The following is a 12,944-nucleotide window of genomic DNA, read 5'->3' as shown; positions in this document are numbered from 1 at the left end:
TATCCGCTTCCTGAGCTGCAGGTCATCATGTAACCTGCACGAAATTTCGGCCAGGGCCAACGTCGTCCCTCGGCACGCATCACTGCCACGACGACGACGGGAGAGCCGATGCGGCACGCATCCCAGGCGGCCCGCCCTGCAGCGCAGGGGCTGTACGACCCCCGGTACGAGCACGACGCCTGCGGGGTCGGCTTCGTCGCCACGCTCAGCGGCCAGGCCAGCCACGCACTCGTTCAGCAGGCGCTGACGGTGCTGCGCAACCTGGAGCACCGCGGTGCCACCGGCTCCGACCCGGACACCGGCGACGGCGCCGGCATCCTGCTCCAGGTCCCGGACGCCTTCCTGCGGGACGTCGCGGGCTTCCCGCTGCCGGCCGCCGGCTCGTACGCGGTCGGCATGGCCTTCCTGCCCGTCGCCGAGGACGAGGCCGCCGCCGTACGGGAGCGGGTCGAGGCCATCGCCGCCGAGGAGGGCCTCGCCGTGCTCGGCTGGCGCGAGGTGCCCGTCGCGCCCGAGCTGCTCGGCAGCGGCGCCCGCGCGACCATGCCGTCGTTCGCCCAGCTTTTCGTCGAGAGCGCCGGGAGCGCCGACGCCTCCGCCCGCAAGTCCGGCATCGACCTCGACCGGTCCGCGTTCGTGCTGCGCAAGCGCGCCGAGCGGGAGACCGACGTGTACTTCCCGTCGCTGTCCTCGCGCACCCTCGTCTACAAGGGCATGCTGACCACCGGGCAGCTGGAGCCGTTCTTCCCCGACCTGTCGGACCGCCGGCTGACCACCGCCATCGCCGTGGTGCACTCGCGGTTCTCCACGAACACCTTCCCGAGCTGGCCGCTGGCGCACCCGTACCGCTACATCGCGCACAACGGCGAGATCAACACGGTCATGGGCAACCGCAACTGGATGCGCGCGCGCGAGTCCCAGCTGTACTCGGAGCTGTTCGGGGAGCACGACCTGGAGCGGGTCTTCCCCGTCTGCACCCCGGACGCCTCCGACACCGCCTCCTTCGACGAGGTGCTGGAGCTGCTGCACCTGGGCGGGCGCTCGCTGCCGCACGCGATGCTGATGATGATCCCGGAGGCGTGGGAGAACCACGACTCCATGGACCCGGCGCGCCGGGCCTTCTACCAGTACCACTCCACCGTCATGGAGCCCTGGGACGGCCCGGCCGGCGTCAGCTTCACCGACGGCACCCTCGTCGGCGCCGTCCTGGACCGCAACGGCCTGCGCCCCGGCCGCTACTGGGTCACCGACGACGGCCTGGTCGTGCTGGCCTCCGAGGTCGGCGTGCTCGACTTCGACCCCGACCGCGTCGTGCGCAAGGGCCGGCTGCAGCCCGGCCGGATGTTCCTGGTCGACACCGCGCAGCACCGCATCGTCGAGGACGACGAGATCAAGGCGGAGCTGGCCGCGGAGCACCCGTACGGGGAGTGGCTGGACGCCGGCATCGTCGCGCTGCCGGAGCTGCCCGAGCGCGAGCACATCGTGCACACCCACGCCTCGGTCACCCGCCGCCAGCAGACCTTCGGCTACACCGAGGAGGAGCTGCGGGTGCTGCTCGCGCCCATGGCGCGCACCGGCACCGAGCCGATCGGCTCCATGGGCTCCGACACCCCGCTCGCGGGCATCTCCGACCGCCCCCGGCTGATCTTCGACTACTTCACCCAGCTCTTCGCGCAGGTCACCAACCCGCCGCTGGACGCGATCCGCGAGGAGCTGGTCACCTCGCTGCACTCCGCGCTGGGCCCGCAGGCCAACCTGCTGAAGCCCACGCCCGCGTCCTGCCGCACCGTCACGCTGCCCTTCCCCGTCCTCGACAACGACGAGCTGGCCAAGCTCATCCACGTCAACGCCGACGGCGACATGCCGGGCTTCAAGTCCGTGACGCTCTCCGGGCTGTACCGCGTGCACGGCGGCGGCCCGGCGCTGGCCGAGCGGCTGGCGGAGGTCTGCGCCGAGGTCGACGCGGCGATCGAGTCCGGCGCCCGGCTGCTGGTCCTCTCCGACCGGCACTCCGACGCCGAGCACGCCCCGATCCCGTCGCTGCTGCTCACCTCCGCCGTCCACCACCACCTGATCCGCACCAAGCAGCGCACCCAGGTCGGCCTGCTGGTCGAGGCCGGCGACGTGCGCGAGGTGCACCACGTCGCGCTGCTCATCGGCTACGGGGCCGCCGCGGTCAACCCGTACCTGGCGATGGAGTCCGTCGAGGACCTGGTCCGCGCGGGCACGTTCATCGAGGGCGGCCCGGACGGCGACTCGCAGGCCGCCATCCGCAACCTGATCAAGGCGCTGGGCAAGGGCGTGCTGAAGGTGATGTCCAAGATGGGCATCTCCACGGTCGCCTCGTACCGCGGCGCGCAGGTCTTCGAGGCGATCGGCCTGGACCAGGAGTTCGTGGACACGTACTTCCACGGCACCACCTCGAAGATCGGCGGCGCCGGCCTCGACGTGATCGCCGCGGAGGTCGCCGCCCGGCACGCCAAGGCGTACCCGGCCTCCGGCATCGCCCCGGCGCACCGCAACCTGGAGATCGGCGGCGAGTACCAGTGGCGCCGCGAGGGCGAGCCGCACCTGTTCGACCCGGACACGGTCTTCCGGCTCCAGCACTCGACCCGCACCCGCCGCTACGACATCTTCAAGCAGTACACGCAGCGCGTGGACGAGCAGTCCGAGCGGCTGATGACGCTGCGCGGCCTGTTCCGGCTGGCCTCCGACCGCCCGGCGGTGCCGCTGGACGAGGTCGAGCCGGCCAGCGAGATCGTCAAGCGGTTCTCCACCGGCGCCATGTCGTACGGCTCCATCTCCAAGGAAGCGCACGAGACGCTGGCCGTCGCGATGAACCAGCTCGGCGGCAAGTCCAACACCGGCGAGGGCGGCGAGGACGCCGACCGGCTGTACGACCCGCGGCGGCGCTCGGCGATCAAGCAGGTCGCCTCCGGCCGCTTCGGCGTCACCAGCGAGTACCTGGTCAACGCCGACGACATCCAGATCAAGATGGCGCAGGGCGCCAAGCCCGGCGAGGGCGGCCAGCTGCCCGGCCACAAGGTGTACCCGTGGGTGGCCAGGACCCGGCACTCCACGCCCGGCGTCGGCCTCATCTCGCCGCCGCCGCACCACGACATCTACTCCATCGAGGACCTGGCGCAGCTCATCCACGACCTGAAGAACGCCAACCCGCAGGCCCGCGTGCACGTGAAGCTGGTCAGCGAGGTCGGCGTCGGCACGGTCGCGGCCGGGGTGTCCAAGGCGCACGCCGACGTGGTGCTGATCTCCGGCCACGACGGCGGCACCGGCGCCTCCCCGCTGACGTCGCTCAAGCACGCCGGCGGCCCCTGGGAGCTGGGCCTCGCCGAGACCCAGCAGACGCTGCTGCTCAACGGGCTGCGCGACCGCATCGTCGTGCAGACCGACGGCCAGCTGAAGACCGGCCGCGACGTGGTCGTCGCCGCGCTGCTGGGCGCGGAGGAGTTCGGCTTCGCGACCGCGCCGCTGGTGGTGTCCGGCTGCGTGATGATGCGCGTGTGCCACCTGGACACCTGCCCGGTCGGCATCGCCACCCAGAACCCGGTGCTGCGCGAGCGCTACGCCGGCAAGGCCGAGCACGTCGTGAACTTCTTCGAGTTCATCGCCGAGGAGGTCCGCGAACTCCTCGCCGAGCTGGGCTTCCGCAGCCTGGACGAGGCCGTGGGCCACGCCGAGATGCTCGACGTCACCCGCGCCGTCGACCACTGGAAGGCCCGCGGCCTCGACCTGGCGCCGCTGCTGTACGTCCCGGAGCTGCCGGACGGCGCCGCCCGCCACCGGGTCACCGGCCAGGATCACGGCCTGGAGAAGGCGCTCGACAACGAGCTGATCAAGCTCGCCGCCGACGCGCTCAACGCGCCCTCCGCCGACCAGGCCCAGCCCGTACGGGCCCGGGTCGCGATCCGCAACATCAACCGCACGGTCGGCACCATGCTCGGCCACGAGGTGACGAGGAAGTTCGGCGGCGGCGGACTGCCCGAGGACGCCATCGACATCACCTTCACCGGCTCCGCCGGCCAGTCGTTCGGCGCCTTCGTGCCGCGCGGCGTGACGCTGCGGCTGGAGGGCGACGCCAACGACTACGTCGGCAAGGGCCTGTCCGGCGGCCGGCTCGTCGTGCGCCCCGACCGGGGCGCCGACCACCTCGCCGAGTACAGCGTCATCGCGGGCAACACCCTCGCGTACGGCGCCACCGGCGGCGAGGTCTTCCTGCGCGGGAAGGTCGGCGAGCGGTTCTGCGTCCGCAACTCCGGCGCGCTCGTCGTCGCCGAGGGCGTCGGCGACCACGGCTGCGAGTACATGACCGGCGGCCACGCCGTCGTGCTGGGCGAGACCGGGCGCAACTTCGCGGCCGGCATGTCCGGCGGCGTCGCGTACGTCCTCGACCTCGACCCCGACCACGTCAACGAGGGCAACCTCGCCGCCGTCGAGAAGCTGGACGGGACCGACCGGGAGTGGCTGCACGACGTGGTGCGCCGCCACCACGAGGAGACCGGCTCGACGGTGGCGGAGAAGCTGCTCGCCGAGTGGGACGCCCCCGACGCCGGGGTGGCCCGGTTCAGCAAGGTCTACCCGTCCACGTACAAGGCAGTGCTCACCGCCAAGGACGCCGCTGAGCGGGCCGGCCTCACCGAGGTCCAGACCCACGAGAAGATGATGGAGGCTGCGCTCCATGGCTGACCCCAAGGGCTTCCTGACCACCGGCCGCGAGACCGCCGAGACCCGGCCCGTCGACGAGCGGGTCAAGGACTGGAACGAGGTCTACGTCCCGGGCTCGCTGCTGCCCGTCATCAGCAAGCAGGCCGGCCGCTGCATGGACTGCGGCATCCCCTTCTGCCACAGCGGCTGCCCGCTCGGCAACCTCATCCCCGAGTGGAACGACTACGCCTACCGCGGGGACTGGACCGCCGCCAGCGAGCGGCTGCACGCGACCAACAACTTCCCGGAGTTCACCGGGCGGCTGTGCCCGGCCCCGTGCGAGACGGCCTGCGTGCTGGGCATCAACCAGCCCGCGGTGACCATCAAGAACGTCGAGGTCACCATCATCGACAAGGCGTGGGAGGCCGGCGCCGTCACCCCGCAGCCGCCGGAGCGGCTGTCGGGCAAGACGGTCGCCGTCGTCGGCTCCGGCCCGGCGGGGCTGGCCGCCGCGCAGCAGCTCACCCGCGCCGGGCACACGGTCGCGGTGTACGAGCGCGCCGACCGGATCGGCGGGCTGCTGCGGTACGGCATCCCCGAGTTCAAGATGGAGAAGCGGCACATCAACCGGCGCGTCGAGCAGATGCGCGCGGAGGGCACCAAGTTCCGTACCGGCGTGGAGATCGGCCGCGACATCGACGCCGCCAAGCTGCGCAAGCGGTACGACGCGGTGGTCATCGCCGCCGGCGCCACCACCGCGCGCGACCTGCCGGTGCCCGGCCGCGAGCTGACCGGGGTCTACCAGGCGATGGACTACCTGCCGCTGGCCAACAAGGTGCAGGAGGGCGACTACGTCGCCCCGCCGGTCACGGCGGAGGGCAAGCACGTCGTGGTCATCGGCGGCGGCGACACCGGCGCCGACTGCGTCGGCACGGCGCACCGGCAGGGCGCCGCCTCCGTCACCCAGCTGGAGATCATGCCGCGGCCGTCGGAGGAGCGCCCCGAGGGCCAGCCGTGGCCGACATACCCGATGACGTACAAGGTCACCTCCGCGCACGAGGAGGGCGGGGAGCGCGTCTACTCCGTCTCCACCACGCACTTCGAGGGCGACGAGGAAGGCAATGTGGCCTTCCTGCACCTGGTCGAGGTGGAGTTCGCGGACGGCGGCTTCCAGCCGGTGCCCGGCACCGAGAAGAAGATCCCGGCCGAGCTGGTCACCCTCGCGATGGGCTTCATCGGGGTGGACCGGGAGAACGGCCTGGTCGAGCAGCTGGGCCTGGAGCTGGACGCGCGCGGCAACGTCGCCCGCGACGCCGACTACGCCACCAGCGTCCCCGGCGTCTTCGTCGCCGGCGACGCGGGGCGCGGCCAGTCCCTGATCGTCTGGGCGATCGCCGAGGGCCGTTCGGCGGCGCGCGGCGTGGACCGTATGCTGACGGGCGCGAGCGACCTGCCGGCGCCGATCCGGCCGACGGACCGGGCGCTGGCGGTCTGACGCGCGCTTCAGATGTCCCGTACAACGAGGTACGGAACAGCAAGACCCGTGGCGCCTGCCTCTCCCCGACCGTTGAGGCGGGCGCTACGGCGTGTCCGGAGGAGCGCGGAGAGGCCGGTGGGGCTGGCAGGACGGGAGAGTCCAGAGGGGCCAGGGGGACCAGGGGGGCCGGAGGTGCGGATGCGGTCTGGTGCGCCGGCGGCGTAACGGATACCTTCCGGGGTGGTGCGCGGTCATGCAACTCCCGTACGTACCCCAGGAGTCCACATGCTCCACTTGCTCAGACGTCGCTGGACCGCACCGCTGTTCCTGGTAGCAGTGCTAGCCCTGTTCGTCCCCCTGACCGTCCCCTTGACGGCGTCCGCCACCGAACCGACCGTCACCGGTTCGGGCGGCGCGGCCGCCGAAGTCCCGCTGGAGGAGCTGGCGGTCACCACCACCCAGGTCGCCTTCGGCCTGCGCCGGCCCATCGACATCGCCGCGCCCGACGACGGCAGCGGCCGGCTCTTCATCGCCGAGAAGCGCGGCACCGTGCGCGCGTACCACCCGGACACCGGCCTGGCCGAGGAGTTCGTCGCCGACCTCACCGACGTCGTCGACGAGTCCGGCAACGAGCGCGGGCTGCTCTCCATCCTTCCCGACCCCGCCTTCCCCGAGGTGCGGGACCTGTACGTCGTCTACACCGCCCTGCCCGACGGCGCGGTCACCCTGGCCCGCTACGGGCTCGACGACGGCGGCCTGGAGGTGCTGCTCTCCCAGGAGCACGCCGAGCAGTGGAACCACAACGGCGGCACGATCGCCTTCGGCCCGGACGGCTACCTGTACTGGACCATCGGGGACGGCGGCGGCGCCGGCGACCCGTACGACAGCGGCCAGCGGCTCGACACCCTGCTCGGCAAGATGCTGCGCATCGACGTCAGCCGGACCTGCGGCGACCTGCCGTACTGCGTGCCCGACGACAACCCGTTCGTGGGCGTCCCGGACGCCCGCCCGGAGATCTGGGCGTACGGGCTGCGCAACCCCTGGCGCTTCTCCTTCGACTCCGCGGACGGCTCGCTGTGGCTCGGTGACGTCGGCCAGGGGACCTGGGAGGAGATCAACCACGTCGCCCGTACGGAGCAGGCCGGCGCGAACTTCGGCTGGTCCTGCCGCGAGGGCCTCGTGGTCTTCGACGAGGCGCAGTGCGCCGACGGCGCCGAGTACACCGACCCCGTCTTCACCTACTCCCCGTACACCGGCGGCTGCGCCGTCGTCGGCGGCCGGGTCTACCGCGGCGAGCAGTACGCCGACCTGCTCGGCGGCACGTACATCGGCACCGACTACTGCTCCTCCGCCGTCTGGGCGCTGCGCGAGGACGGCGAGGGCGGCTACGAGCAGGCGGAGATCGGCCGGTTCCCCACCCAGATCACGGACGTCGGCGAGACGGTCGACGGCGAGTTCTACCTCGTCAACGACCTGCCGGGCGGGCTGCACAAGGTCGCCTTCGAGCAGCAGCAGCCGACCTGCCGGATCGACCTCACCTCGACGACCTGGGGCGGCGGCCTGACCGCGGATCTGACGGTCACCAACACGGGCAGCACGCCGGTCGACGGCTGGACGCTGACCTTCCCCCTCGCCCTGGACCAGACCGTGATCTCGGACTGGAACACCGACCTCGTGCAGCTCAGCAACATGGTCAGGGCGTCCAACGGCACCCACAACGCGGTTATCGAACCGGGTGAGAGTATTTCCCTGGGCTATCTGGCCAGCCATACGGGTGACGTTTCGCCGCCGAAACGCGCCAACCTCAACGGCGAGGCATGCGCGCTGACCACCTCGGAGGTCCCGGTCGGCTGACCCCGTCGGGATAGCAAGCGCTTCACACACGCCCCCGGTCGTACGCCGGGGGCGTGCGGGGCGAAAAGGGCGATGATAGTTTCGGCTGCACCATGTGCAACGCCATCAGCTGCACAGCGCGCAACGCCAATGGTCGGACAATTGTCGGGTGGACGTTTCGGCGACGGCTCAGACAACGGTTCGGCATCACCTCGAAACCACCCTTGACCCTGGTTAAACCACTCCATACCGTCCTGCTGGTCTAGACAAGTTCAGTTCGGCTCACTGAGGAGCGGGAGCGGTTCATGCGGAAGTTCGTCATCGGCGCAGTGAGCGCCGCAATGGTGCTGGGGCTCGCCGCCTGTGGCAGCGACTCCGATGATGAAGGCGGTGGCGGCAGCGACGCTCTGGACGGCAAGGGCAAGACCCTCGACGTCTGGATCATGAAGGGGACCAACCCCGACGCCGACCCGTTCTTCACCAAGCTGAACAAGGCGTTCGAGAAGAAGACGGGCGCCAAGGTCAACGTCGAGTACCAGCAGTGGGAGAGCGCCCAGCGCAAGTTCACCACCGCGATCGAGGGCGGCCCCGACCAGGTGCCGGACGTCGCCGAGGTCGGCACCACCTGGGTGCCGCAGTTCGCCGAGACCGGCGGCCTGGTGGACGTCACCGACGAGGTGAAGGAGGCCGGGCTCGACCAGGACCTGGTCGAGGGCCTGAAGGACGCGGGCACGCTGGACGGCAAGCAGTACGGCATGCCCTGGTACGCCGGCGTGCGCGGCCTGGTCTACCGCAAGGACATCTTCGAGAAGCACGGCCTGAAGCCCCCGACGAACTGGGAGGAGCTGCGCGACGTCGCGCTCACGCTCAAGGAGAAGGAGCCGGACATGATCTCCTTCCCCGTCCCCGGCGGGGCCGAGATGTTCGCGATGCCCTTCGTCTGGGGCGCGGGCGGCGAGCCGGCCGTGGAGGAGGGCGGCACCTGGAAGTCCGCCATCAACTCGCCGGAGTCCGTCGAGGGCCTGGAGTTCTACACCGACCTGGCGACCAAGGACGACCTCTCCCCGGCGAAGGTCACCACCTGGCGCGAGGACGAGGTGGCCCAGGAGTTCACCAAGGGGAACGTCGCCATGACGCTCTCCGGCAACTGGACCATCAAGACCTTCCTCGACGAGGCCCCCGAGCTGGAGGGCAAGCTCGGCGCCGCGCCGATCCCCGGCCAGGACGGCGGCCTGAGCCCGTCGTTCCTCGGCGGCTCCTACCTGTCGACCTTCAACAGCGACAAGAAGGATCTGGCCTGGGAGTACGTCAAGATGGCCACCACCGGCGAGTTCGCCGCCGAGTGGGCCAAGCAGACGAACTACTTCCCGGGCACCAACTCCGAGCTGAAGAAGATCGCCGAGGAGGGCGACCCGCTGGTCGAGCCGTTCGCCACGCAGATGATGGAGGCCGGGGCGACCGTCCCGAAGACCACCGCGTACGGCGAGATCCAGGCCAGCCAGGTGATCCTCAAGCTGGTGCAGTCCGTCCTCAAGGGCGACGCGAGCGTCCAGGAGGCGGCGGACAAGGCCGCCGGCGAGATGGACGACATCTTCGCCAAGTCCGAGTAGACCGCGTTTCGGACAAGGACCCGGAAACACCGTGAAGGAATCGCTTACCGCCGAGGCCGCGATCGCTCCCCCCAAGGAGCCGTCGCGGCCCGGCCGCACCTCCGCCGAAGCCGCGCGCCGCCGCAAGCGGCTGGTGACGCTGACGCGTCCGTGGCTGCTCCTGGCACCCGCCCTCGCGGTGCTCGCCGGGCTGCTGCTGTGGCCGCTGGTCGAGGTCGGCAAGCTGTCGCTGCAGGAGTACGAGGTCAAGTTCGGCGGCGGCGTCGGCACCTGGACCGGCTTCGACAACTACGCCGACCTGCTCTCCAACGAGCTGCTGTGGCGCACGGTGCTGCCGAACACGGCGTTCTTCGCGTTCGCCTGCGTGGTCCTCACCGTCGCCTTCGGCACCGCCGTCGCGCTGCTGCTCAACCGCCTGGGCACCACGTGGCGGGTGATCTGCTCGACCGCGATCATGGCCGCCTGGGCGATGCCGGCGGTCACCGGCACGTACGTGTGGGTCTGGCTCTTCGCGCCCGAGGACGGGCTGATGAGCCGGATCGCCGGCGGGCTCGGGCTGATCGACCCGGAGACCACCAACTGGTTCACCGACCGGCTCGGCTTCTACGCCATCGCCACCCTGAACGTCGTCCACCACGGCTTCCCGTTCGTCGCCGTCACCGTGCTCGCGGGCCTGATGACGGTGCCCAGGGAGCTGTACGAGGCGGGGATGATCGACGGCGCGAACGCCTGGCAGCGGTTCTGGCGCATCACCGTGCCCGCGCTGCGGCCGATCTTCCTGGTCGTGACCATCCTCTCGACCATCTGGGACTTCAAGGTCTTCACCCAGATCTTCCTCATGCCCGGCGGCAGCGGCAGCAACGAGGACGTCATCAACCTCGGCGTGTACTCGTACATCGAGGCGTTCGCCAAGAAGGACTACGGATCCGGCGCCGCCGCGGCCGTGATGCTCACGCTGCTGCTCATCGCCATCACCCTCGTCTACATCCGCACGCTCTTCCGGCAGGGGGAGGAGGAACTGTGAAGCGCGCCTCGATCGCCTCGCGCGTCGGCCTCCCGGCCGCCGTCGCGGGCCTGCTGATCTTCACCCTCTTCCCCGTCTACTGGATGGTCAGCACCGCGTTCGACCCGCGGGCCACCTCCCGGGGCTCGGACGTGCTGCCCAGCGGGGTGTCCTTCGAGCACTTCAGCCGGGTGTGGGACGAGGGCAACTTCGACCGCTACCTGCTGAACTCGGCGATCGTCGGCCTCGGCACCATCCTCGCCGCCGGCGTGCTGGCGCTCTTCGCGGCGGTGGCCGTGGCGCGCTTCCGGTTCCGGTTCCGCACCTCCGTACTGATCATGATCCTGATCGTGCAGATGGTGCCGCTGGAGGCGCTGGTCATCCCGCTCTTCCTGCAGATGCGCGACTACGAGCTGCTCAACAGCCTGCTCGGGCTGACGATCGTGTACATCGCCCTGTCGCTGCCGTTCGCGATCTGGACGCTGCGCGGGTTCGTCGCCACCGTGCCCAAGGAGGTCGAGGAGGCGGCGTACATCGACGGCTGCTCCTGGCCGCGGATGTTCTGGTCGGTGCTGCTGCCGCTGGTGGCGCCCGGACTGGTGGCGACCAGCGTGTTCGCGTTCATCACCGCCTGGAACGAGTTCATCTTCGCGTACGTCTTCATGCAGGACAGCGACAAGTACACGGCGGCCGTCGGGATCTACCAGTTCTTCGGCGAGAACGACACCGCGTGGGGGCCGGTCATGGCCAGCTCCACGCTGGTCACCCTGCCGGTGCTGATCTTCTTCGTGATCGTGCAGCGGCGGCTGGCGTCCGGGCTGGCGGCGGGCGCGGTCAAGGGCTGAGACCCGCGGACCGGCCGGGCGGCGGCACCGCCGCCCGGCCGGTCACGTCTCGCACTCCAGCACCGCCCTGCACAGCCCGCAGCGCGCCCGTACGTGCCCGCGCACCGGCACCCGGATCCGCTGGTGGCAGACGGGGCACGGGAACGACACCCGCAGCGGGGAGCCGTCCTCGAAGGCGTAGCCGTCGGTGGGGGCGGCCGTCGTGGTCAGGGCCCCGCCGCCCGCGCCCGCGAACAGCTCCTGCGCCCTCCTGCGGTCCCGCGTGTACCGGTGCCGCCCGAGCCGCCCGCTCGCCGCCAGCGGCGGGCGCCGGGCGTCGCGGCGGGCCAGGCGCATGCCGGCGGTGTACGCCTCGTACGCCTGCGGGCTGGTGAACCAGGTCTCGGGGCTCTCGCCGAAGGCGAGGGCGCGCTTGGCGACGACGTAGCCGAACTCCTCCGGCGTGAGGTAGCCGAACCGCTGCGACGCGCCGCCGCCCTCGCGGAAGGCGTCCAGCAGCAGCCAGCCGGCGCCGAGGTAGGCCGTCGCGGTGTCGGTGAGGATCTCGTTGTCGGCGGTGCCGGGGAAGGACAGCCCGAGGCGGTCGAGGTAGACGTGCATCACCTCGTGCGCGAGCGCCCCGCCGACGTCCTGGCGGTGGTCGCGGAAGCGGTGGTTCAGCTCGACGAAGTACTCGGGGCCCGCGGCCAGCTCCACGACCGCGGCCTCCGGCATGTCGCGGAAGGAGACGATCATGCGCGCGTCCGGCAGCTCCAGGTGCGTCACCAGCGCGCGGGCCACCCGCTGAACGCCCAGGTGCAGGTCCTCGCCGGGAGCCAGGGCCACGTCCGCGGCCGGCACGCTGACCGCGAAGTCGGCGTGCAGGACGTCCGCGGTGATCCGCCGGTAGAGCGCCGTCAGGGCCGACCGCACGGTCCGCAGATGCGGAAAACCGTGCACGACCGCGCTTGCGCTGTCCACCGGCGACCCCCAGGGTGTCCGACTCCAGCCCACTCTACGGGCCGCCGCGCCGCGGCCCCGGGCGACGTATCGTGACCCGCATGAGTCCGAACATCGCCACCAACACCCGGGTCGACCTCGCCGGGCTGCTCGACTTCGTCCGGCCCCGGCACCGGGCCCTGCTGCTCACCCGCCGGGCCGACGGCTCGCCGCAGGCGTCGCCGCTGACCTGCGGGGTCGACGACGCGGGGCGGATCGTGGTGTCCACGTACCCGGAGCGGGCCAAGACGCGCAACGCGCGGCGGGACCCGCGGGTCGGGATCGTGGTGCTGTCCGAGGAGTGGAACGGGCCGTGGGTCCAGGTCGACGGCGCGGCGGAGGTGATCGACGCGACGGAGGACGTGGAGCCGTTCGTGGAGTACTTCCGCAACATCTCGGGGGAGCACCCGGACTGGGACGAGTACCGCGAGGCCATGGTGCGGCAGGGGAAGTCGCTGATCCGGATCACCCCGGAGCGGTGGGGCCCGGTGGCCACCGGGGGCTTCCCGGCGCGGCTGGCCGAGGGGTCGTAGCGC

General features: G+C 71.2%; 8 protein-coding genes. 7 read left to right on the top strand and 1 reads right to left on the bottom strand.

Annotated elements, in window-relative coordinates; genetic code table 11:
* The first annotated feature begins 108 nt into the window (after positions 1-108).
* The 6 genes from gltB (at position 109) to ACHZ99_RS01900 (ending at position 11,430) form a co-directional block, all read left to right on the top strand.
* On the top strand, positions 109-4,704 hold the full coding sequence (gltB, locus tag ACHZ99_RS01925) for a glutamate synthase large subunit (RefSeq protein ID WP_420302523.1): 4,596 nt from the start codon (positions 109-111) through the stop codon (positions 4,702-4,704).
* Positions 4,697-6,157 (top strand): glutamate synthase subunit beta, encoded by a 1,461-nt coding sequence (locus tag ACHZ99_RS01920; protein ID WP_420302522.1) that lies wholly within the window; start codon positions 4,697-4,699, stop codon positions 6,155-6,157. The genes gltB and ACHZ99_RS01920 overlap by 8 nt, the downstream gene beginning before the upstream one ends.
* A 267-nt stretch (positions 6,158-6,424) precedes the next feature.
* Complete coding sequence (locus ACHZ99_RS01915) at positions 6,425-7,993, top strand: PQQ-dependent sugar dehydrogenase (RefSeq protein ID WP_420302521.1); 1,569 nt, start codon at positions 6,425-6,427, stop codon at positions 7,991-7,993.
* A gap of 284 nt (positions 7,994-8,277) precedes the next feature.
* Complete coding sequence (locus ACHZ99_RS01910; protein ID WP_420302520.1) at positions 8,278-9,582, top strand: sugar ABC transporter substrate-binding protein; 1,305 nt, start codon at positions 8,278-8,280, stop codon at positions 9,580-9,582.
* A 31-nt stretch (positions 9,583-9,613) separates the two neighbouring features.
* A complete protein-coding gene (locus ACHZ99_RS01905; protein WP_420302519.1) occupies positions 9,614-10,606 on the top strand; it encodes a carbohydrate ABC transporter permease in 993 nt (330 codons plus the stop codon).
* Positions 10,603-11,430, top strand: coding sequence for a carbohydrate ABC transporter permease (locus ACHZ99_RS01900; protein WP_420302518.1), 828 nt, complete (start codon positions 10,603-10,605; stop codon positions 11,428-11,430). Before ACHZ99_RS01905 ends, ACHZ99_RS01900 begins: the two co-directional genes overlap by 4 nt.
* A 42-nt stretch (positions 11,431-11,472) precedes the next feature.
* Here ACHZ99_RS01900 and ACHZ99_RS01895 read toward each other — a convergent pair whose 3' ends face one another.
* On the bottom strand, positions 11,473-12,390 hold the full coding sequence (locus tag ACHZ99_RS01895) for a hypothetical protein (protein WP_420302517.1): 918 nt from the start codon (positions 12,388-12,390) through the stop codon (positions 11,473-11,475).
* A gap of 80 nt (positions 12,391-12,470) precedes the next feature.
* Here ACHZ99_RS01895 and ACHZ99_RS01890 point away from each other — a divergent pair, with 80 nt between their 5' ends.
* Complete coding sequence (locus ACHZ99_RS01890; RefSeq protein WP_420302516.1) at positions 12,471-12,941, top strand: PPOX class F420-dependent oxidoreductase; 471 nt, start codon at positions 12,471-12,473, stop codon at positions 12,939-12,941.
* Positions 12,942-12,944 lie beyond the last annotated feature (3 nt).

It is taken from the genome of Streptomyces sp. MAR4 CNX-425 (assembly GCF_048656465.1).
In the GTDB taxonomy this organism is placed as follows: domain Bacteria; phylum Actinomycetota; class Actinomycetes; order Streptomycetales; family Streptomycetaceae; genus Streptomyces.
This window is presented reverse-complemented; position numbering and strand designations above follow the sequence as displayed.